The sequence below is a fragment of the Kitasatospora sp. NPDC094028 genome, assembly GCF_049543595.1.
Lineage (GTDB): Bacteria > Actinomycetota > Actinomycetes > Streptomycetales > Streptomycetaceae > Kitasatospora.
Genome location: NZ_JBMVFA010000004.1, coordinates 319,747 through 340,156, shown reverse-complemented (window position 1 = coordinate 340,156; position 20,410 = coordinate 319,747). Strand labels below are relative to the sequence as shown.

The window sequence follows — 20,410 nt, the reverse complement described above, 5'->3', positions numbered from 1 at the left end:
ATCACTCGCCGGTCACTTGCCGAAGACGAAGGTGATCCCCCGGGTCCCCTGGATCTCGGACGTACCGACCAGCTGCACGCCGCCCTTGGCGGACACCTCGAAGCTCAGCTGCACTTCCTTCAGCGGCAGCGGGCCGCCGCGGTCGGCGATCCGCTCGAACATCGCCTGCAGGGAGTCGACGGTCTGCTCCAGGTTGGTCCGCAGCGTCCCGATCGGGATCCGGCGCAGCACGGCCTCCCGGTCGCGCCGGAACAGCCCCATGCTGTCGCCGTCGCCCTCCGCCTCCTCCTCGGCCTCGGTCACCCAGAACACCAGCGACTCGGACTCCGCACCGATCTCCGGCTTGTCCACCATTCCCCCAGCCACCCCAACGATCTTGTCAGTGAGTCGACTTCGACGATCGACTGCGGCACAGGATAGCCCCTGCGCGCCCTCTGCCGGGGGCGTCGGACCGGAGCGCGCACGGTCTCACTCTCCTCCGCCGGGCGGCGGCCCGCCCCGATCCACGCCCTCGGTGCGACGCCCCCGGCGGAGGGCGTCGCGCACGGTGAGCGCGACGATGCCGAGGAGGCAGCCCGCCATCAGCCCGATGTAGAACTGCCCGACCGTCGAAGGCCCTTGAGCATGGCCGGCCCGGGTGCGGGCGGCCGTCAGGCCTCCCGAAGCGCGGCCGCCCGGCCCGGCGTCAGCCTGAGGTGCAGGGCGCCGAGGAGCAGGCACAGCGCGGCCATCGCGGACCAGAGCGCGGTCGTTCCGGCCCGGGCGAGGAGCTGGGTGCCGAGGACGGGTGCGAGCGTGGCGGCGACTCCCCAGCTGAGGCCGAAGACGGCCAGGTAGCGGCCGGTGCCGCCGGGGGGCGCGAGGTCGGTGACGAGGGCGTAGATGCGGCCCATCACGAGGAGGTCGCCGAGGCTCCACACGGCGGCGGAGGCGAGCAGGGCCGGCAGGCTGCGGGCGAGGGCGTAGCCGGTGAGGCCGGCGGCCAGGAGGAGGTGGGCGAGGGCGAGGGCGGCGGGTGTGGTGAGCCGGGCCGTCCTGGGCAGCCGGATCAGTGGCTGGGCGAGGACGGTGGTGGCCGCGGTGGCGGTGAACAGCAGTCCGGCGTCGGCGGCGGGCCGGCCCTGGTGGGCGAGGGCGAGCGGCAGGGTGAGGACGGTCTGCTGGTTGATCAGGGCGTAGGCGGTTCCGGTGGCCAGGGCGGCCAGCAGGGCCCGGTCGCGCAGGGGCCGTACGGCGGGCTCGCCCGGGCCCTTGGCGGTCGGCGTCGGACGGTCGCGGGGCAGGGCCAGCCGGATCAGCAGCGCGCAGGCCAGGCAGGTCGCGGCGTCGGCGACGAAGAGCCAGCGCAGGCCGTGGCCCGCGAGGAGGGCGGCGAGCAGTCCGGCGCCGATGCCGCCCGCCGCGAGGGCGGCGCTGAACAGGCTGAACGCGCGCACCCGGTGCCGGGCCGGGACGGCTTCGCCGATGATCGCCTGGCTCGGCGGTTCGTAGAGTTCGAAGGCCAGCCCGAGGAGGACGGCTCCGGCGATCGGCCAGGCCAGGGGCAGGGAGGTGGAGGCGGCGATCGCGAGTTGGGCGGCGGCGCAGCCGCAGAGTCCGAGCAGGATGGTGGTGCGGCGTCCGATCCGGTCGGCGAGGCGCCCGCCGGCGAGGCGCGAGGGGATGGTGGCGAGCCCGAAGGCGGCGCTGACCAGGCCGGCGACGGTCAGGCTCGCGCCGCGGCCGGTGGAGATCAGCGCGGCGAGGAAGGGCAGCGAGAAGGCTCCGAGCCGGTTGACGAAGCGGGCGAGTAACAGCAGCCGGACGGAGCGGGGCAGCGGTTCGGGGCGCGACACGGCGCCTCCCATCACTGGTGAATGGGCTAATGTCGGTGACGAACACCGTAGACAGGCGGAAGGTAACCGGTCAAGTGCTCTTCGACAGTCACATGCGCACCCTGCTCGACGCCGCGGTCGCGCTCGTCAACGCGCTCACCGACGGCGAAGCCCGCGGCCGCCGCTACCTCGCCCCCGAAGGCGCCGAGCGGGTGGGCGCCGTCCGCGCCGCGCTCGCCGCCGGAGCGGACCTGGACCCGGACCAGGCCGACCGGCTGGCCGCCACCGCCCGTACCCTGCGCACCGTCTTCGAGGGCGCCGCCGACGACCGCCTCGACGACGCGGCCCACGCCCTCAACACCCTGATCCGCGAGAGCGGCGCCCACCCCCAGCTCCACCGCGCCCCCGGCGAGCCGTGGCAGGTCCACTTCCACGGCTCCGACGACTCCTACGCCACGGGCTGGAGCGCCGGCTGCGCCACCGGCCTCACCATGGCCCTCGGCGGCGACTACGGCGGCCGCCTGGGCGTCTGCGCGGCCCCGCGCTGCGACCGCGTCTACGTCGACACCTCGCGCAACGCCGGCCGCCAGTTCTGCTCGACGGCCTGCCAGAACCGGGTCAAGGCGGCGGCGTTCCGTTCCCGGCGCGCGGGCGGCGAGGCCTGACCGCGCCGACCGGCTGTCAAACCTCGCTGTCACACCCCACTGTCACGCCCACCTGCTTAGATGCGCGCATGACGGAGCCTGCGGGGCGGACTTCCGCGTGGCCGACCAGGTGTGAGGTCGACGGCTCCCGGCCTCAGGACTTCCGCCAGAACCGTGACGGCTTCGGCGCCTCCCCGGCGGCCTTCCCGGTCGCAGCGTTGAGCCGCTTCCACACGTCCCGACTCCCCGGCCGGTCGACGGCGGCCCTGACCACCGGCAGCCGGCGCCCGGACGGGTCGGCGGCCAGGCCGGCCGCCGTCGCCGCGATCGCCGTCTCCAGGTCCGCCTCCAGTCCGACGGCGCGGTGCAGGTGGCGCAGGAACTCTCCGGTCTCCCAGCCCGAACGGCTCCGGCAGAAGCCATCGACCAGCCGACCGCGCGCGGCGGGCCCCACACCGCCGGTCGCCAGCTCGCCGACCAGGCGCACCGCCGCCTCGCTACCGCGTACCACGGCCGCGAGTTCGTCGATCAGCCGCTCGGTGGCCCGCCGGTGCCCCGCCTCATTCAGCTTGACGACCAGCCAGGACCCGCTCTCCCACTCCCGGGTCGTCATGGCGACCAGCGCCCCCGCGGCTCCCGGCGTCTGTCCGTACGTCCACGGCGTGGCCTCCAGGATCCCGGCGACGCGGGCCAGCGGCTCGACGTGGAGGAGCGAGCCGACGATCCGGAAGCACTCGTCGCGCCGACCACCGTTCATCAACAGCTCGACGATCCGGGCGAGTTCGTCCACCGGACGGGCGGCCGCCAGGACCTGGCACAGCTCGGCCGTACACATCGCGGCCTCGTCGCCGCCCAGCGCCGCCAGCGCGCCCAACAGCTCGACGGCTTCCTCGGACGGCCGGTAGAGGACGGCGGTCGCCAGGGCCACCCTGGCCCGGCCCGTCGCCACGCCGGCCTCGACGACGGGCGCGACGAGTTCGGGGACCGGACGGTCGGCCCCCGCCGCTCGCAGGACCGCCGGCCGGTCGAGTTCCGGGCAGTGTTCGGACAGCGCTCGGTACCAGGCCCCGAACTCGGTGGCCGGGGGCACCTGTTCGAGCAGAGCGACGGCATGCCCGAACCGGCCGAGCCGGTGCAGATCGATCCAGGCGGCGAAGGCGTTACTCGACGTGCCGAGGGTGCGAAAGACAGCGGCGACCAGAGCGGGCGACGCACCGCCCCGCACGACCTGTTCGATGAGCATGACCGTCTCTCCAGGAAACAGCTGCATGGCCCAGCCGAGGAGGACCTCCTGTCCGGACCGGTTTTGCCTGTCCACCGCGAGGAAGAGATCGCCGATCGCCCCTCCCGACCCGGACCACGGGGCGCCGCCCAGCACGTACCCGGCCAGCGATCCCTCCCCCCGGCTCACCAGCTCGACCAGCAGTGCCCGGCACCCCTCCTGGTCGATCGTGCGGCCGCACCAGTGCGCGAGGTTCCAGGCAGAGCCCTTCGTCCTGGCGAGACGGACCAGCACGTCGGCGGTCTCCCCCACCGGCCGCTCGGCCGCAGCCCGGCAGGCCGCCGTGAAGTCCTTCGAGCTGCCGCTCTGGAACAACGTCACGGCGGCGGCCGCCTGCTCGGTCGGCAGCCCGCGGAGCACCGCGTCACGGACCCGGTCCGCATCGGTCCCACAGCCGGACGCCCGAAGCCTCGGCAGTAGGTTCCAGAGCTCCACGGCGTCACCCGAGCGGCCGCCGTCGAGCACGGCCACCAGGCAGTCTGTGGCCTCGCCGGAGCCGGCCGCCCGAGCCTCGTGGAACAGTGCCGGAACGTCGGCCCACACCGCCTCCGCGAGGCAGAGAGCCACTGGACGCCCGGGAACCGCGGCCCGCAGGTGCCCGATCCGGGCCAGTGTCTCCGCGGGCGACCCGGTGTCCAGGTACGTCCCCACCACGCCGCCCAGGATCGGTGCCAGAGCCTCCTGCGGGGCGGCATCGAGCAGGAACAGCAGTTCCGCCGCCCACTCCGGTGCGCGCCGGACGACGGCCTCGGTCAGCAGGTACGCGGCGCCCTGGCGGGCCTCCTGATCGAACACCGCTCCGCCGGCCCGGGCCAGACGCCCGGCCAGCGCGGCGACCTCGGCGGCGAACCACTTCCCGGCGGCCTCCTCCAGCACGTATCTGCCCAGCCCCGGACTGGGACTCAGCAGCAGCGCCCTGGCAAGCCCTTCGACGGACACGGTGTCCCGCGCCTCGCAGACCTGTTCCAGCAGGGACCGGGCCTGCCGGCCGTGCCCCTCGCCGTCCAGCCAGACCGCGAACCCGGCCTGCCGTTCCACGCTCCCGCCCTCGGCGAGCTGCCCGATCAGCAGCCGGGCGCCCGCGTTCCAGTCCCGCGCGATGAGTTCGGCGAGCATGCCCCGTACCTCGTCGTCGCCGTGGGCGAGCAGGCCGGACGCCATCTGCGCGCCGGCCCTCCGGCGCAGCTCCTCGCGGCCCGGCATCTCCACGAGTTCGGCGTACGCCTCCGGCAGTCGGATCACCGCGGCCACCCGCTCCACCAGAGCGGGCCGGTCCTCGTCCCGCGCGCGCTCCACCATGGCCAGCAGGTCGGCCACCGGGCGGGCGACCTGGACGGCCCGCCGGAGGTCGACGAGTGCGACGCCGAGGTCGTACCGGTCCAATGCCTCGGCCAAGGCGTCGAGCTCGGTCAGCGAGGAGGACTCCGCCAGCATCACCAGCGCATCGTCGACCATGCGGCCGTTGTCCTCCGCTGCCCGCAGGAAGAGTGCCACCTGGTCCACGGGGGCCCGGCGCAGCACCGTCCAGAGGACGGCGAGCAGGTCGACCGGCCCGTGCGCCCACAGCAGGCCCGCCAGGTCCGCCACCTCGAACGGGCGGAAGGGCTCGGCCGAACACCCCAGGACGGCCCGGACGTCCTCCTCCGCTCCCGCCTCGTGCAGGCGCCGCAGCAGCCTGTGCAGTCGCGCCGGGGCGAGGCGCGCCGCCTCGGCGTACACGCTCCGCAGGTGGCCGCCAAGACCCCGTGCCCGCAGCGCGGCCGGGAGCAGCTGCGCGTCACCGCGCAGCGCGACGGCCAATCCCAGGACCCGCGCGGCGTCCTCCTCGCCCCCGGCCCGTTCTGCGGCGACCGCCAGCCACTCGACCAGCCGCTCCAGCGCCCCGGCCGCGATCGCGGCCAGCACGGCGCCCCGGTCCCGGTCCCGCCCGGACGCGGCCAGGACGGCCAACAGCTGCTCCACCGCCCGCAGATCACCGCCATCGGCCGCCTCCAGCACCAGCCGGTCGGCCTGGTTCCGCAGGCCTGCCGCCTCCAGCGCGGCCAGCATCCCCGGCAGGTCCGCCGCCAGCGGCCGCGCCGCCTTCAGCAGCAGCTCCGCCGTGGCGGCCCGGTCGGCGTCGTACAGGCTGCCGATGAACCCGACGAGGTCCGACGCGGGCAGGCCGCCCACCGCCCGGACCACCGCCGCCCGCAACGGCTCCCTCAGCTCGGGCGGCAGGCCGCCGTCCGCGCGCAGCAGCGACAGCAGGTCCTTCTGGGGACGGCCACTGGCAGCCGACTCCAGGAGCTGCCGCGCGAGTTCGGCCCGGTCTGCCCGGTGAAGGACCGCCGCCAGCTCGATCAACTGCTCGCTCGGGCGTCGGTGCGCGGCCACCGCCCACATCACTTCGACCGCCCAGTCCGGCAGCTGGTGGCTCAGTTCGAGCAGGCGGGAAGCCGGTCCCGCAGCAGCGAACTCCTCCAGGCACTCCGTCCGTTCGGAGGTGTAGACCTGATAGACGACATCCGCCGCCAGCTTCCGGTAGTCCGTGACAGCCGGCGCCTCCGGGGCCGGCTCGGGTTCATGCTGAGCCGGGGCGGCGGGTTGCTCCGCCATCCGCCGGGCTTCCACGACAACGAAGTCGGACCGGGCGACGTCGGTGAGGAGGCGGACCGTCTGCGAGGGTCCGCTCCGGCCGGTCTCCCGGTGGAGGTGTTCGACCCTCTGCTTGACCAGTCGGAACAGCCGGTCCAGGTCCAGCGCGCCGTCGTGCGCGACCAGCACATCCCGCACGGCGCGCGAGAACAGGCTGAACGAGCCGTCGTCCACCGTCCAGGACGGCTTCACCGCGGGGGCGAACCGCGCCAACTCCCCCGGTGAGCATGCGTACAGCTTCGCCAGCTTGCGCCCGGCAACCGCCCGCACCTCGCCCGTCGCCCAGCCCATCGGCCCGGCCATGTAGTCCCGGACGCCCTGCCGACACGCATCGATCATGAACAGCACCTGCGCGGCCGGGGTGCTCTGCAGCTGCTCCTTCCAGTCGATGGCGACGCACCCGGACTTGTACGGCAAGTCGGGGTGGATGTCCTCGGGCACCAGGAAGTCCTGCCCGTCGATGTGCGTGCCGTGTCCGCTCAGGCAGATCAGCAGGCGGCTGCCCGGCCGGGCCCGCCTCAGGAACCCGATCACCTCGCCTTTCACGAAGTTCCTCGTCACCTGGTGCCCCTCACGCGGCCGCGGGCGCACCACCTCCACCCCACGCTCCCGCAGCACCTCGCCCAGCTTCTCCAGGTCCCGGTGCACGAAATGCAGGGAATCGCTCTCCCCGTAGTCGGCGGCCCCGATCAGCAGCGCCGAGAATCTCCCCACCCGGGCCGTCCCCCACCCACCCCAACGATCTTGCCAGCGAGCCGACTTCCGTACTCGACCGTCGCCACAGAATAGCCCCGGACCGCTCCCGGCGGGCCCCGTACACGCTCCGCGCATCGCGCGCGCGAGCCGGCGCAGGCGCGGGAAGGACCGGGACAACGGTGTGCTGATCGTGACGGACCAGCGGCTGCTGTTCGTTCGCTCCGCCCGCCGCCCGACCCCCGTAGGCGTCAGACCGGCAGGGCGCCCGCCGGGTGGCCGTGCCGGCGGCCGCAGGCGGTGAGGGCGAGGACGCCGTGGCCGGTGACGGCGAGGTGCGGGCCCAGGCCGCCGGGGTCGACGGAGAGCCGGGCGGCGATCACGTTGGCGTCGCAGGTGTCGGGGATCCCCAGTTCCTCCTTCAGTTGCCGGTGCCGGGCGAGGAACGCCTCGGTGTCGCACGGGTCGACACCGTCGTAGGCGCCGGCGGGGAAGCCGTACTGGTGCGGCAGGAGGTAGCCGGCCTCGGCCGGGTGCCCGGGGGCGTCGTCGCCGGACTCGTCGCCGCCGTCCTCGTCGACGAGGTTCCAGTCGTAGTGGCGCACCACCTCGCCGTCCTCGGCGATGCACCAGGCCGTCCAGCCGTCGGCGCAGCTCGTCCCGTACCACTGGGCGGAGCCGAACCGGCGGCTGAGCTCCGCGCAGCGCTCCCGCACCACCGGCGGGAGGGCCGCCTCCGGGTCGTCGGCGTCGTCGACGCGGTGGGTGTCCTGGGCGGTGTCCCCGAAGACCAGCGTCCAGCCGTCCAGGCTGGGGCTGACGAAGACCCGGGCGCAGCGCTCGTGCGGGTGGCGGTCCACCCGGCCCTGGTCACCGATCCAGGCCGCCTCGCCGGTCCGGAGGGTCGCGGGTTCGGCGTCGGAGAGGTCGAAGGCGGCGAGGACGGCGTCCTGATCGGTGGTCGGCACGGCGTACCAGCACCCGGACGCGTGCATGGCCGCGGGCGGTTCGGCCGCCAGCCGGACGGCCGTCAGCCGACGCCAGGCGGCCCGGTCCCGGTCGTCGAGGGCGGCCGGTCCGCCGATGGCCGCGAGCGCCTCCAGCGCGCCGGCCCGCACCCGGGGCGCGGGCGCGGGGCTGCGGCGCACCCGCCGCAGTTCGGGGACGGCCGCGGTGCCGATCGCCCGGAAGGCCAGGACCGCCCGTTCCCGGACGGTGCCGTCCCGGTCCCCCAGCAGCGGGATCAGCCGGTCGGCGAACCCGGCCGCGGCCTCGCCGCGGCCCTTGAAGGCGGACAGCGCGCACGTCCGGACGCCCGTGTGCGGGTGGTCCAGCAGCGGCAGGTAGGCCGCGATGTCGGCGACCTCCACCCCGCTCAGCGTGAACGCCACCCGCCGTGCCGCTTCGCGCGATCCGGCGTTCTCGGCCGCCCGCACCAGGGGCCGCAGGGCCGGCTCGCCGACCCGGCGCAGCACGTCCGACGGGAGCAGCCAGTCGACCGGGGACGCCTCGTCGCAGAGCAGGCCCAGCACGGCCGGGACCACCGCCGCGCCCCGCGCCACCAGGGCGTCGCGGGCGGCCTGGGTCTCGTTCCAGGTGCCGGACAGTTCGCCGGTCAGCGTGCGCTCGTCCATGGCGCGCACCCTAGCCGGGCGCACTGACATCCGACTGGCGCCCGCGGCCGGCCGCCCGATCGGCCGATGCCGTAACCCGGTGCGCCGAAGGGGAGTTGGACAGGGCATGACGGATTCCCTTCCCGAGCCGCCCGCCTCGCCGAGCCCCGCCCGCCGGGCCCGGGCCGCCGCCGAGCGGGCGGACGCGGTGCGGCGCGAGCTCCGTGAGCTGGCCGGGAGCGCGGAGCCGGGCGCGCAGCGCCGGTTCGCCGTCCTGGTCGCGGTGGAGTCGGCGACGGCGGCGGCCGGTCGGGCGGCCGCCTGGGTGTTCGAACTCGCCGCCCGTACGGCCGACTTCGACCTGGCCGAGTTCGGCGCCGCCGTCCTCACCTGCGGCCAGGAGCTGGACCCGGCGGACCGCGACACCGGGGGCGTGTCGGCGGATGTCGCGCTGGTGCTGAACGGTTTCGTGCTGCCCGACGCCGGTCTCACCGCCGGGGAGCGGCGCGCGCTCACCGAACTCGGCGCGGCGGCGCTCGCGCTGAGCGGCGCCGTCGCCGGGGGCCGCGCCGCCGCCGACCTGCCGCCGCTCACGGCCCGGCTGGACCGGATCACCGGCGTCGGGCGCGCGGCCGCCTGAGGAAGCAGCCGCAGGCCCGGCTCAGTCCGAGTTCTCCCAGACCAGCACCCCCGGCCCGTCCGGGGTCAGGACCGGGAGCCAGGCCTCGGCGGCCTCGGCCAGGCGGGACTCGTCGAGCGTCAGCGACGGCGGGAAGGGCTCGTCGGTGCCCGCGGAACCGTAGATGCCGAAGTCCCGGACGGCGGCGCGGATCCGCTCCAGCGCCTCGGGCGACCACGCCCGGCCGCGGTGGCCCCAGCCCTTCAGCTCGCCGACGAAGATCCTGCGCAGTTCCTCGTCCGGGTCCGCCCCGTAGATCGGCACGAGGTACCCCTCCTGCTCGTACTGGGCGCAGCTGTAGCCGCCGCACTGGTTCTGGTAGACGACGCCGGTGGGCGCGGCCACGATGACGAACGTCCAGCCGCCGCCGCACCCGTCCGGGTCGAGGAAGACGTAGCGCTTCGGGGCGGCGGCGGTCGGCTGCGGGCCGGCAGAAGGCACGGCGGGCACGGGGGCCACGGAGGGCACGGACGGCGTGGAAGGCACGGACGGCGTGGAAGGCATGGGAGGTATGCAACTCCGGCCGGGCACCGCCGGGCCACCGGATTTCCGCACATCCGCCGCCACCCGACGCGCCGGGCCCTGCGATGATGGCCCGATGCCCACCACCCCCCTCGCCGAGGCCCTGCTGCGCGGCGTGGCCGCCAATCCGGCCGCGCCGTCCGCGGTCCTGCTGCGCCTGCTGGCTCCGGCCGGGCGGCCCGTCTGGTCCGCGCTGTGCGGGCGGCGCGCCCTGCCGGCGGACGTGGTCGAGGCGGTGCTGACGCACCCGGAGCCGGCGGTGCGGCGGGCCTTCGCCCGGAACCGGTCCGCCGCGCCGGAGCAGCGCGGCCGGCTGGTCGGCGACCCGGACGCCTTCGTGCGGATCAGCCTGGCCGCCGGTCCGCGACCCCGGCTGGGGACGGCCGATCCGCTGCCGGACGCCGTCCTGGCGGCGCTGCTGACGGCCCGTGACGGGGACCACCCGGGCGAGCAGCGGTTCACGGCGGGCGAGATCGCGCAGGAGCTGGAGTTCTCCGGGCAGATCCCGCAGTCGTTCCGCCGCGCACTGCCCACCCAACCGGACCCGGCCCTGCGCACCATCGCCACCGGCCTGTGGCTGTGGCTGAACCCCGAGCAGCGCGCCGCGCTGCTGGCCGACCCGGACGAGGCCGTCGCGGCGGCGGCCCGGCAGCACGACCGAGTGTTGGACCCGTCCGCGATGGAGGCCGAACTGCCGGAGCGCGACTGCCACCACCGGAGCCTGCTGCTCGTCAACTACGCCATCTCGCACGCCGTGGCCGAGCGCTGCCTCGCCGAGCGGCGCGGCCTGTGGGCGCTCGCCGCCAACCCGCACACGCCCGCCGACATCGTCGCCCGCCTCGCCCGCGACCCCGACCCGCAGGTGCGCGAGCGGGTCGCCGCGCGGGCCGACCTCGACGCGCCGCTGCTGGCGGAGCTGGCCGAGGACCCGGACGGGACGGTCCGGCTCCGCGCCCGGCTCCAGCCGCTGCCCCGCACCTGGCCGCAGCGCGCCGCCATCGACCGGGTGCGCGGCTGCGGCCCCGAGTGCCGGGTCCGGTCCGCCGCGGAGTGCATCGGCCCGGTCGGGGAGATGGTCCGCGAACCGGAGACGGACTGGTACGCGGCCTGCGCCGACTCCCCGCACCCGCTGCTGCGCCGGGTCGCCGCGACCTGCCGGCTGCTGCCCGGTGAGCTGGTGCGACGGCTGGCCGCCGACCCCGACCCGGACGTGCGCCACCTGCTGGCGCTGAACCACCCGCTGGCGCCGCCCACCACCGTCCTCGACGCCTTCCTCGCCCTGCCCGGGCAGCGCCCGTACCTGCTCACCCTGGCGCGCCTGCCCCGCACCGGGCTGGCGCACCTGCTCGACCACGAGGACCCGGAGGTCCGCGCCCTGGCCGCCGCCGACCCGGCCCTCCCCGCGCCGCCCACCGCGCTGCTCACCGACCCGGACGGGCCCGTGCGGCGCGCCGCCGCGGCCAACCCGCTGCTCCCGCCCGCCGTGCGCGACGCGCTCCTCGACGGCCCGGACCCGGACACCTCCGAGGGCGCGGCCGCCAACCCGGCGCTGCCCGCGGCCCGCCTGCACGCCCTCCTCGACCAGTGCGGCCTCGACCAGTGCGGCTTCGACCCGTGCGGCGTCACGGCGGCGGGCTGAGCCCTCAGTCCGGCAGCACCCACCCCGGCCGCCAGGTCCCGGCGGCGTCGTGCCCGCCGCCGACCGCGGCCAGGTGGGCGCGGAGGGTGGCCAGGGCCGGGTGGGGGTTGTCGCGGTGCCACAGCAGGGAGTGCGGGTAGACCAGTGCGGGACCGGTCACCGGGATGCGCCGCAGGTCGTGGCCGGCGGGCCAGACCAGGCGGGTCCGCTCGCTCATGAAGGTGGCCAGGGCCGGGGTGTCGGCGATGGTGTCGAGCAGCACGTCGGAGCCGAAGTTGGGGCCGGTCGCCTCGATGGTGAGGCCGAACTCGGCGATCAGGTCGTCGTAGTAGGCGGCCCATTCGGTGCCGGGGACGATGCCGGGCATCCAGATCCGGTGCCCGACCAGCTCGGCCGGGGTGACCGACCGCGCGCCCGCCAGCGCGTGCCCGGGGCCGGTGAGGAGTTGCAGCGGCTCGTCGAGCACCCGGACGGACGCGATGTCCTCGGGCAGCGGCCGGCCGGGCGCGCGGACCGCGCGGAAGGACGCGTCGACGGCGCCGGAGCGGATCGCGGTGACGGCCGCCTCGACGTCGAACAGCATCACCACGTCGAGGTCGATCTCGGGGTGCGCGCCGTGGAAGCCGCGCATCAGGCTCGCCCCCGCGCCGCGCGAGGCGATCACGTCGACGCGCAGCGGCCGCCGCCCGGCCCGCACGGATCCGACCGCCCGTTCGGCGACGCGCAGCAGTTCGCGCGCGTGCGGCAGGAACGCCTGTCCGTCGATGGTGAGTTCGGCGCCGCGCGGCGTGCGGGTGAACAGCCGCACGCCGAGGTCGCGTTCCAGTGCGGCGATGCGTTTGGAGACGGCCTGCTGGGTGAGCGAGAGGTCGGCGGCGGCCTTCTGGAACTGGCCCGCTCCGGCGACGGCGGCGAAGGTGCGTACGGCTTCGAGGTCCACGCCCACCGACCCTAGTGCACAACGATCGGTTGTGGTTCGCGGCCGTGGCGGTTGTTTGACCTGCGGTTGTGTCGACCGCTTGGCTCTCTCCGGTCAACGTCGGTTTGTTCGGAACAGAGATCGAGGGGCGCGCGGAGCATGGTGGGCAGGAGGCCGTTGGGCCGGCAGTTCGGCTGGCTGTGGGCGGCGTACGCGGTGAGCGCGTACGGGTCCGGGCTGGGATTCGGGGCGTTACCGCTGATCGCCGTGCTGGCGCTGGACGCCGGCCCGGCGCAGGTGTCGGCGCTGTCCGCGGTGGGGCCGGCGGTGGGCGCGCTGATCGCGGTGCCGCTGGCGCCGTGGGTGGAGTTCCGGCGCAAGCGCCCGGTGATGATCGCGATGGACCTGGTGCGGTTCGCGGCCATGGCGTCGGTCCCGGTGGCCTACGCCCTCGGGTGGCTCGGATTCGCCCAGCTGCTGGCGGTCTCGGCGGTGGTGGCCGCGGCCAGGATCGCGTTCGGCGCGGCCAGCGGCGCCCACCTCAAGGCCCTGGTCCGGCCGGAGGACCTACTGGTGGCCAACTCCCGCTTCGAGTCGACCAACTGGAGCTCGATCGCGATCGGCCCGCCGCTCGGCGGCGCGGCGATCGGCCTGTTCGGGCCGGTCACCACGGTGATCGCGGACGCGCTCAGCTACCTGCTGTCCGCGCTCGGCATCACCGCGATCCGCGGCCGGGAGGAGCCGCCGCCGCGCCCGACCGGCCCGGCGCGGGCCCGGGCCGCCGGTCTGCTGGACGGCTGGCGGCACATCCTCGGAGACCCCGGCCTGCGGCCGCTCTACCTCAACCAGCTGCTCGTCTCCGGCCTGATCATGGCCACCGAGCCGGTGCTGGCCGTCCTCCTGCTGCGCCGGCTGCACTTCCCGCCCTGGCAGTACGGGCTCGCGTTCGCCGTCCCCTGCCTCGGCGGACTGGTCGGCTCCCGGCTCGCCCCGCGCGCCGTGGCCCGCTTCGGCCGTCGGTGGGTCTTCCGGACGGTCGGCACCCTGCGCGCCGTCTGGCTGGTCGGCCTGGCCTTCGTCCGCCCCGGCGTCGTCGGCCTGGTCACCGTGATGGCCGTCGAGCTGGCGATCATCGTGCACATGAGCCTGCACACCCCGGTGGTCGCCACCTACCGGCTCGAACGCACGCCGAAGCACCTCCTCGCCCGCACCCTCACGGCCTGGTCGATCGGCTCGCAGGTGTCGATCGCCGTCTGCACCGCGCTGGGCGGGCTGCTCGCCGGCGCGACGGGCCCGCGCACCGCGCTGCTGGTCGCGGGGCTGCTCATCCTGGCCAGCCCGCTGCTGCTCCCCCGCGGCGACGAGCCGGCGCCGCTGCCGCAGCCGGATGCGCAGCCGTCCGGCAGCCCCGCATGACGACGATGACGACGATGACGCCGATGACACCAATGCCGACGCCCCCCTGGAGGACACCCGCATGACCACCGCCCTGCTCGTCCTGGACTGCCAGCCCGCGGTGCTGGCCGCCCTCCCCGACGACGCCGACCGCGCGGCCCTGCTCGACCGTCTCGCCCGGGCCGCCGACGAGGTCCGGGCGGCCGGCGGCACCGTCGTCCATGTGCGCGTCGGCTTCACCGAGGCCGACTGGGACGCCGTCCCGGCCGCCAACCCCGCCTTCGCCCCGGTCGCCGCGCACCGGGCCCTGCACCACGAGGACCCGGCCACCGCCGTCCACGAGCGGCTGGCGCCCCGGGACGGCGACCTGGTCGTACGCAAAACCCGCTTCGGCGCGCTGTCCACCACCGGCCTGGACCGGCGGCTGCGCGAGCGCGGCATCACCGCCCTGGTCGTCGCCGGGCTCAGCACCGGCGGCGCCGTGCTGTCGACCGTCCTCGACGCGGCGGACCGCGACTACCGGGTGTCGGTGCTGTCGGACGGCATCACCGATCCGGACGCGGAGGTCCACGACGTGCTGCTCCGCCGGGTGCTCCCCACCCGGGCGCGGGTCATCGCGAGCGCCGAGCTGCCCGCCCTGCTCGGCCGGAGCTGACCACACCCGGCCGCGAACACCCGGTCGCGAACACACGGTCTCGAACACCCGCTCACGACCACCCGGCCGCCGCACCCGCCCGGTGCGGCGGCCGGTGCGGCGGCCGGCGTGCGCTTGACCGCGATTCACTAAGCGCGCATACTACTTCCATGATGATCCTCGGTACCGCCCAGATCTCCTCCACCGCCGCACCCGCCGCCTTCTTCGCCCGCTGGGCCGACACCGCGACCTGGCCCCGGTGGAGCCACGACACCGCGTGGGTCCGCCTCGACGGCCCGTTCGCCGAGGGCGCCACCGGCGTCCTCAAGCCCAAGGGCGGCCCCAGGACGCGGTTCGTCGTCACCACGCTCACCGACCGCGAGTTCACCGACGTCTCGCTGCTGCCCGGCGCCGAACTGACCTTCCGCCACCTGGTCGACGTCGACGGCTCCGGCGCCACCGTCGTCACCGTGACCGCGAGCCTGGCCGGCCCGCTGGCCCGGCTCTGGCGGAAGATCCTCGGGCGGGGCATCGCCACCACCGTCCCCCGCGACCTCGCCGGCCTCAAGGCCGCCGCCGAGGCCGCTCACCCCGCGAACGCGCGGGTCGCGGCATGAAGCACTGGCTCGGCGTCGTCTGCCGCGAACACGTCCGGCGCGGCAGGAGCCTGGGCATCGCCCAGCTCGGACACGGCAAGCGGGCCCCGCTGGAACGGCTGCGCCCCGGCGACCACCTGGTCTACTACTCGCCGCGCACCCGCCTGCGCGACGGCGACCCGCTCCAGGCCTTCACCGCGCTCGCCGAGGTCGCCGACGAGACCGTCTGGCAGGCCGACGAGGGCGCGTTCAAGCCCTGGCGCCGCCGCATGCGCTACCTCGACACCACCGACACGCCCATCGCCGACCTGCGCGACCGGCTCGACCTCACCGCCGGCCCGAACTGGGGCTACCAGCTGCGCCGTGGTCTGATCGAGCTGACCGAGCACGACTTCGCCCTCATCCGCGCGGCCATGACCTCGACGCCGATCGACCCGGCCGGCGTCGCCCCACGAGCCGTCGCGCCACGAGGTGTCGCCCGACAGGGCGTCGCCCCACGACAGGAAGGACTCTTCGACCGATGACCGGACGCGAGCTGGCCACCGCCTTCGACGACGCCGAGGAGAGCCCCGGCCTGCTCCTCTGGCAGATCACCAACCGCTGGCAGGCCGCCCAACGGGCCGCCCTCAAACCGTACGGCCTCACCCACGTGCAGTTCGTCCTGCTCGCCGCCCTCACCTGGCTGGGCGGCGACGGCCCGATCACCCAGAAGCAGCTGGCCGACCACACCGCCACCGACCCGATGATGACCTCCCAGGTGCTGCGCGCCCTGGAGTCGGCCGGCCTGGTCGAACGCCTCCCCCACCCCACGGACAAGCGCGCCCGCGCCCTCCAGGTCACCGCGGCCGGCCGCGACCTCGCCAACCGCACGATCACCGTCGTCGAGGACTGCGACCGCCGCTTCTTCGAGCCGCTCGGCGACCTCGCCACGCCGTTCACCCGCTCCCTCCAGCGGCTCAAGGCCGGGAGCGGCGGGGCGCGTTAGTCCCCCGTCGCCGACCCCGTCCCGACCTCCGCCGCGACCTCGGCCGCGACCTCCCCCGCGAACTCCGCCGTGATCAGCTCGACGGCGGTCGCGACCGCCTCGGCGGCGGTGGCCACCCGGGTTTCGGCCGAACCCGGCACGCCCCACTCCCCGACCCCGAAGTCGCCTCCGTTCCGCGAGGCCCACAGGGTGGGCGAGGCCGCCTGGAACGGGCGCGGCACCCGGGAGAACCGCAGCGCCCAGTGGCTGGTGAACGGGTAGAACCGCCGCAACCGCGGCTCCGCGAAAGCGGCTTCGACCAGCTCCAGGTGCTCGGGCCAGTCGGCGTCCCGGGCCTCCTTCAGCCGGTACTGCCACTCGGCGGCGATCACGTCGACGGCGTTGCCGTCCGGCACCTCGAAGCGGCCGGTCAGCACGTCGAAGCCGGCGAGCCGCCCGATCTCCTCGACCGCCGCGCCCCGGGCCCACGCCGCCAGCACGGCCGGGACCAGGTGGAGTTCGTCGGTGACCCCCGAGAGCACCGTCCCGTTGGTCGCGGACGCGCTGACCCACCACCGCCGTTCGTGCACCCAGGCGGAGACGGTCGCCGCCTCCCGGTGCGGCAGCACGGACGCGGCCGTGGCGTGCCGCAGCGGGTCCGAGTCGGTGACGACGGCGTCGAGCGTCAGGCCCCGCTCGGCCGCCAGGGCCGCCAGCGCGGCGGCGAGACTGCCGTGCTCCGCGATCTCCGGGTACAGGACGGCCGGATCGGGCTCTTCGCGCATCGTGGGGTCGTTTCCTAACGTCCGGGCGGCAAAGAGGAGATGATAGCGGCCGGGTACGGGGTCCGCTTGCTCTCCGTGAGCAGCCGCCGGTGGAACCCGTCCAGGACGAGGACGGACCGGGCGTGCCGGTCGAGGATCGCGGCGAGGTCGGCCGGGAGGTCGGCGGGCCCGCGGCCGGCCGCCCGGTCGCGCAGCAGGGCGTCCGGGTCGGTGCCGGGCGGCAGGCGGTCGAGCAGGTGGTACCGGATCAGGTGGCTCGCGGTGTGGTGGTGGTCGTAGCCGAGGTGGTCGGTGAGGAACTGCCGTTCAGCGGCGTCGAGTTCGAACTCGGTGCTGAGCGCGAGACCGAAGTCCGCGAAGTGGATCCGCCGGCCGTCGGTGAGCAGGTTGCGCAGGTGGGCGTCGAAGTGGACGAGGCTGTGGGCGCTCATGAACGCGGCGCCGCGCGCCAGTTCGTACTGGTAGAACATCGGCAGCCCGAACAGGTTGGCCGTCGACCGGACGTGCTCGGGGCGCAGTTCGAGGTCCGTCAGCGGCACCCGCTTGACGAAGACCGGCGTGCCGTCGACCTCCAGTTCCGCGCACCGGCCGCCGACCCCCGCGCCGGCGGGGGCGGCGGCGGCCACCAGCTCGGCGAGCCGGCGGTCGCTGAGCAGGGCGAGCCGGGTGGCCACCCGCGCGTGGGCGGCGACCCGTTCGGTGTGTTCGACGGGCGGCTGGCGCATCGGGGCCTCTCGGGTGCCGGGCGGGCGAACGCGGACAGGCCGGCACCCTATCCGCCCGGGTGACGGCCCCGTCCGGGTCCGGGCCGCGTCGTGCGGCCCGTCACAGCCCGGCGAGCAGCGCGTTCAACGGGGTCGGCGGGTGGTCGGGAGTGAGGGCCTCGGTCAGCACGCAGCCGTAGCGGATCTTGCGGCCGGACTTGGTGCCGAGGAAGCGCCGCAGCTGCTGCTGGAGGCTGCGGCCCTGCGGGGCGGGCTGTCGCCGGAAGACCCGCAGGGCGCGCAGGGCGCCCTCGGCCTCGACGAGTTCGCACACCCGGGCCGTGCCGAGGGCGCGGATGAGTTCGTCCTCCAGGTCGGCCGCGCACACGTGGACGTCGCGCGGCTCGGCGCCGGCCAGCTGCCAGCCGCGCTCGAAGTAGCCGCGCTCGCCCTCGTCGCACAGGCCGGTCAGCCGCAGGCCCAGCCCGTCCCGGCCGAGGCGGCGGGCGTAGCGGGCGACGTTCATCGCGCCGCCCATCGGCAGCACGCAGACGCCCTCGGCGGCGAGGTCCCGGCCGTGCCGGGCGGCGAGGGCGTCGAGCGCGGCCGCGTCGCTGAGGCCTTCGAGCAGGACGGCGGTGCGGGCGCCGAGTTCGGCGGCGAGCCGGCGGGCCGGCTCGCCCGGGCCGTCGAACACCCAGGCGGAGACGGCGGATTGGAACGGCGTCGGGTCGGCCATACGGCCCATCCAAGCACGGAAGTCACCGGCGACGGCCCCGGCAGGGGACCGGATCGAGGAGTTCGGCGGGCGCGCCGGAACCCCCGCCCCGCCGGACCCGCCGGATCACCCGGCGGCGGCGTCGGCGCGAGCCCGCCGCCAGGCGGATTCGCGCAGCAGGCGCAGCCCGTTGAGGCCGACGATGACGGTGGAGCCCTCGTGGCCGAGGACGCCGAACGGCAGCGGCAGGGTGGCGACCAGGTCCCAGACGACCAGGGCGGTGATGAACACCGAGGCGATCACCAGGTTCTGCACGACGAAGGAGCGGGCCCGCCGGGAGAGCGCCACGACGGTCGGGACGGTGGCGAGTTCGTCGCGCACGACGACGGCGTCGGCGGTCTCCAGGGCGAGGTCCGAGCCGGCCCGGCCCATCGCGACGCCGGTGTGGGCGGCGGCGAGGGCGGGCGCGTCGTTGACGCCGTCGCCGACGACCAGCACCTTGCGCCCGGCGGCCTCCTGTTCGCGGACGGCGTCGACCTTGTCCTTCGGCAGCAGTCCGGCGCGCACGTCGGTGATGCCGACCTCGGCCGCGAGGCGGGCGGCGGCGCGCGGGTTGTCGCCGGTGAGCAGCGCCGGGGTGCGGCCGGTGAGGCCGGCCAGGGCGGCGACGGTCGCGGCGGCGTCGGGGCGCAGCCGGTCGGCGATGCCGAGCACGCCGACCGGGACGCCGTCCGCCTCGACCAGGACGGCGGTGCGGCCGGCCTCCTCCAGTTCGGCGGCGATGACGGCGGCGCGGGCGGCGGCCCCGTCCGTCCGGCCGTTGATCAGCCGGGTGGGCGTGCCGACCGCGACGATGCGGCCGTCGACGGAGGCGGTGACGCCGACGCCGGGGGTGGAGGCGAAGTCCTCGGCCGGGGCGAGGGTCAGGCGGCGGGTGCGGGCGGCGTCCACGACGGCGCGGGCGAGCGGGTGCTCGCTGGGGTGCTCGGCGGCCGCGGCCAGGGCGAGGAGTCCGTCCTCGGTGAGGCCGGAGCCCTTGAGGGGGCGCAGGTCGGTGACCCGCGGGGTGCCCTCGGTGAGGGTGCCGGTCTTGTCGAGCGCGACGGCGTCGGTCTGGCCGAGGCGTTCCATCACCACGGCGGACTTGACGAGCACGCCGTGCCGTCCGGCGTTGGCGATCGCGGAGAGCAGCGGCGGCATGGTGGCGAGCACGACGGCGCACGGCGAGGCGACGATCATGAAGGTCATGGCGCGCAGCAGCGAGCCGGTGAACGCGGCGCCGAAGGCCAGCGGCACGGCGAACACGGCGAGGGTCGCGGCGACCATGCCGAGCGAGTAGCGCTGTTCGACCTTCTCGATGAACAGCTGGGTGGGCGCCTTGGTCTCGGAGGCCTCCTCGACCATCGCCACGATCCGGGCGATCACCGTGTCGGAGGCGTCCCGCTCGACCTTCACCCGCAGGGCGCCGGTGCCGTTGAGGGTGCCGGCGAAGACCTCGTCGCCGGCCCGCTTGGCGACGGGCAGCGGCTCGCCGGTGATGGTGGCCTGGTCGACCTCGGTGGCGCCGTCCAGCACCCGCCCGTCCGCGCCGATCCGCTCGCCGGGCCGCACCAGGACCGTGTCGCCGACTGCGAGCCGCTCGGTCGGCACGCTCTCCTCGGTGCCGTCGTCCAGCAGCCGGGTGGCGGTGGCCGGGGCGAGGTCGAGCAGGCCGCGCACCGAGTCGGCGGTCCGGGCGGTGGCCAGCGCCTCCAGCGCGCCGGAGGTGGCGAAGATGACGATCAGCAGCGCGCCGTCCATGACCTGGCCGACCGCGGCGGCGCCGAGGGCGGCGACGATCATCAGCAGGTCGACGTCGAGGGTCTTCTCGCGCAGCGCCTGGAGGCCGGCCCAGGCGGGCTCCCAGCCGCCGGCGGCGTAGGCGAGGGCGTAGAGCGGGCCCCAGGCCCAGGCGGGGGCGCCGGTGAGCTGCAGCGGCAGGGCGAGCAGGAAGAGCACGGTCGCGGCGGCGGCCCAGCGGGCCTCGGGGAGGGCGAGGACCCGGGTGCGGCGGCGGGGGGTCTGGTCCGGGCGGGGTGCGACCGGGGGTGCGGGGTGCACGGCCAGGGCGGAGGAGGACATGAGCGAGGAAACCCTTCAGGGCATGGCGGGGCCGACGTCTCATCCACCATA

General features: G+C 75.6%; 18 protein-coding genes. 8 read left to right on the top strand and 10 right to left on the bottom strand.

All coding sequences use genetic code 11. The features are described 5' to 3' along the window. Window positions 1-12 precede the first annotated feature (12 nt). The gene (locus ACPC54_RS09350; protein ID WP_498962942.1) at window positions 13-366 is read right to left on the bottom strand and encodes a Pepco domain-containing protein; all 354 of its coding nucleotides are present in this window, start codon (window positions 364-366) and stop codon (window positions 13-15) included. A gap of 284 nt (window positions 367-650) precedes the next feature. Further along, entirely contained in the window at window positions 651-1,835 is a 1,185-nt protein-coding gene (locus ACPC54_RS09345; RefSeq protein WP_498962940.1) for an MFS transporter, read from the bottom strand. Between the two features lie 74 nt (window positions 1,836-1,909). On the opposite strand from ACPC54_RS09345, the gene ACPC54_RS09340 reads away from it, so the two are divergent. Next, window positions 1,910-2,479, top strand: coding sequence for a CGNR zinc finger domain-containing protein (locus tag ACPC54_RS09340; RefSeq protein ID WP_498962938.1), 570 nt, complete (start codon window positions 1,910-1,912; stop codon window positions 2,477-2,479). Between the two features lie 133 nt (window positions 2,480-2,612). Here the strand turns inward: ACPC54_RS09340 and ACPC54_RS09335 are convergent, their stop codons facing one another. Continuing rightward, window positions 2,613-7,091 (bottom strand): caspase family protein, encoded by a 4,479-nt coding sequence (locus tag ACPC54_RS09335; RefSeq protein ID WP_498962936.1) that lies wholly within the window; start codon window positions 7,089-7,091, stop codon window positions 2,613-2,615. 230 nt (window positions 7,092-7,321) lie between these two features. After that, entirely contained in the window at window positions 7,322-8,704 is a 1,383-nt protein-coding gene (locus ACPC54_RS09330; RefSeq protein ID WP_498962934.1) for a HEAT repeat domain-containing protein, read from the bottom strand. 106 nt (window positions 8,705-8,810) lie between these two features. On the opposite strand from ACPC54_RS09330, the gene ACPC54_RS09325 reads away from it, so the two are divergent. Then, window positions 8,811-9,323 carry a hypothetical protein gene (locus ACPC54_RS09325; RefSeq protein ID WP_498962932.1) on the top strand — a complete coding sequence of 171 codons (513 nt, stop codon included), beginning with the start codon at window positions 8,811-8,813 and terminating at the stop codon, window positions 9,321-9,323. A 21-nt stretch (window positions 9,324-9,344) separates the two neighbouring features. Here ACPC54_RS09325 and ACPC54_RS09320 read toward each other — a convergent pair whose 3' ends face one another. Further along, entirely contained in the window at window positions 9,345-9,803 is a 459-nt protein-coding gene (locus ACPC54_RS09320; protein ID WP_498962929.1) for a DUF6210 family protein, read from the bottom strand. A 157-nt stretch (window positions 9,804-9,960) separates the two neighbouring features. Between ACPC54_RS09320 and ACPC54_RS09315 the strand changes: the two genes are divergently transcribed. Next, the gene (locus ACPC54_RS09315) at window positions 9,961-11,523 is read left to right on the top strand and encodes a hypothetical protein (RefSeq protein ID WP_498962927.1); all 1,563 of its coding nucleotides are present in this window, start codon (window positions 9,961-9,963) and stop codon (window positions 11,521-11,523) included. Window positions 11,524-11,527: 4 nt separating this feature from the next. Here the strand turns inward: ACPC54_RS09315 and ACPC54_RS09310 are convergent, their stop codons facing one another. Next, on the bottom strand, window positions 11,528-12,463 hold the full coding sequence (locus ACPC54_RS09310) for a LysR family transcriptional regulator (protein ID WP_498962925.1): 936 nt from the start codon (window positions 12,461-12,463) through the stop codon (window positions 11,528-11,530). Between the two features lie 138 nt (window positions 12,464-12,601). Here ACPC54_RS09310 and ACPC54_RS09305 point away from each other — a divergent pair, with 138 nt between their 5' ends. The 5 genes from ACPC54_RS09305 to ACPC54_RS09285 all read left to right on the top strand — a co-directional run bounded on the left by ACPC54_RS09305 (window position 12,602) and on the right by ACPC54_RS09285 (window position 16,052). Then, window positions 12,602-13,858, top strand: a complete 1,257-nt coding sequence (locus tag ACPC54_RS09305) for an MFS transporter (protein WP_498962923.1) — start codon at window positions 12,602-12,604, stop codon at window positions 13,856-13,858. 61 nt (window positions 13,859-13,919) lie between these two features. After that, window positions 13,920-14,492, top strand: a complete 573-nt coding sequence (locus ACPC54_RS09300; RefSeq protein ID WP_498962921.1) for a cysteine hydrolase family protein — start codon at window positions 13,920-13,922, stop codon at window positions 14,490-14,492. Between the two features lie 149 nt (window positions 14,493-14,641). Then, on the top strand, window positions 14,642-15,088 hold the full coding sequence (locus tag ACPC54_RS09295; protein WP_498962919.1) for an SRPBCC family protein: 447 nt from the start codon (window positions 14,642-14,644) through the stop codon (window positions 15,086-15,088). Next, window positions 15,085-15,591, top strand: coding sequence for an EVE domain-containing protein (locus ACPC54_RS09290; protein ID WP_498962917.1), 507 nt, complete (start codon window positions 15,085-15,087; stop codon window positions 15,589-15,591). The genes ACPC54_RS09295 and ACPC54_RS09290 overlap by 4 nt, the downstream gene beginning before the upstream one ends. Beyond that, complete coding sequence (locus tag ACPC54_RS09285) at window positions 15,588-16,052, top strand: MarR family winged helix-turn-helix transcriptional regulator (RefSeq protein WP_498962915.1); 465 nt, start codon at window positions 15,588-15,590, stop codon at window positions 16,050-16,052. Before ACPC54_RS09290 ends, ACPC54_RS09285 begins: the two co-directional genes overlap by 4 nt. Here the strand turns inward: ACPC54_RS09285 and ACPC54_RS09280 are convergent. The 4 genes from ACPC54_RS09280 to ACPC54_RS09265 form a co-directional block, all read right to left on the bottom strand. Beyond that, the gene (locus tag ACPC54_RS09280) at window positions 16,049-16,816 is read right to left on the bottom strand and encodes a DUF6193 family natural product biosynthesis protein (protein WP_498962913.1); all 768 of its coding nucleotides are present in this window, start codon (window positions 16,814-16,816) and stop codon (window positions 16,049-16,051) included. The two genes, ACPC54_RS09285 and ACPC54_RS09280, sit on opposite strands and share 4 nt — an antisense overlap. A gap of 14 nt (window positions 16,817-16,830) precedes the next feature. Further along, complete coding sequence (locus ACPC54_RS09275) at window positions 16,831-17,541, bottom strand: hypothetical protein (protein ID WP_498962911.1); 711 nt, start codon at window positions 17,539-17,541, stop codon at window positions 16,831-16,833. A 100-nt stretch (window positions 17,542-17,641) separates the two neighbouring features. Continuing rightward, complete coding sequence (locus ACPC54_RS09270) at window positions 17,642-18,259, bottom strand: TOPRIM nucleotidyl transferase/hydrolase domain-containing protein (protein ID WP_498962909.1); 618 nt, start codon at window positions 18,257-18,259, stop codon at window positions 17,642-17,644. Window positions 18,260-18,364: 105 nt separating this feature from the next. Continuing rightward, a complete protein-coding gene (locus tag ACPC54_RS09265; RefSeq protein ID WP_498962907.1) occupies window positions 18,365-20,359 on the bottom strand; it encodes a heavy metal translocating P-type ATPase in 1,995 nt (664 codons plus the stop codon). Between the last annotated feature and the right edge of the window lie 51 nt (window positions 20,360-20,410).

What these genes read in the sequence shown, in the direction of transcription:
- ACPC54_RS09330 (WP_498962934.1), bottom strand. Translation starts at nt 8,704, where the DNA reads ATGGACGAGCGCACGCTGACCGGCGAACTGTCCGGCACCTGGAACGAG.
- ACPC54_RS09325 (WP_498962932.1), top strand. Translation starts at nt 8,811, where the DNA reads ATGACGGATTCCCTTCCCGAGCCGCCCGCCTCGCCGAGCCCCGCCCGC.
- ACPC54_RS09315 (WP_498962927.1), top strand. Translation starts at nt 9,961, where the DNA reads ATGCCCACCACCCCCCTCGCCGAGGCCCTGCTGCGCGGCGTGGCCGCC.
- ACPC54_RS09305 (WP_498962923.1), top strand. Translation starts at nt 12,602, where the DNA reads ATGGTGGGCAGGAGGCCGTTGGGCCGGCAGTTCGGCTGGCTGTGGGCG.
- ACPC54_RS09300 (WP_498962921.1), top strand. Translation starts at nt 13,920, where the DNA reads ATGACCACCGCCCTGCTCGTCCTGGACTGCCAGCCCGCGGTGCTGGCC.
- ACPC54_RS09295 (WP_498962919.1), top strand. Translation starts at nt 14,642, where the DNA reads ATGATGATCCTCGGTACCGCCCAGATCTCCTCCACCGCCGCACCCGCC.
- ACPC54_RS09290 (WP_498962917.1), top strand. Translation starts at nt 15,085, where the DNA reads ATGAAGCACTGGCTCGGCGTCGTCTGCCGCGAACACGTCCGGCGCGGC.
- ACPC54_RS09285 (WP_498962915.1), top strand. Translation starts at nt 15,588, where the DNA reads ATGACCGGACGCGAGCTGGCCACCGCCTTCGACGACGCCGAGGAGAGC.
- ACPC54_RS09280 (WP_498962913.1), bottom strand. Translation starts at nt 16,816, where the DNA reads ATGCGCGAAGAGCCCGATCCGGCCGTCCTGTACCCGGAGATCGCGGAG.
- ACPC54_RS09275 (WP_498962911.1), bottom strand. Translation starts at nt 17,541, where the DNA reads ATGCGCCAGCCGCCCGTCGAACACACCGAACGGGTCGCCGCCCACGCG.
- ACPC54_RS09270 (WP_498962909.1), bottom strand. Translation starts at nt 18,259, where the DNA reads ATGGCCGACCCGACGCCGTTCCAATCCGCCGTCTCCGCCTGGGTGTTC.
- ACPC54_RS09265 (WP_498962907.1), bottom strand. Translation starts at nt 20,359, where the DNA reads ATGTCCTCCTCCGCCCTGGCCGTGCACCCCGCACCCCCGGTCGCACCC.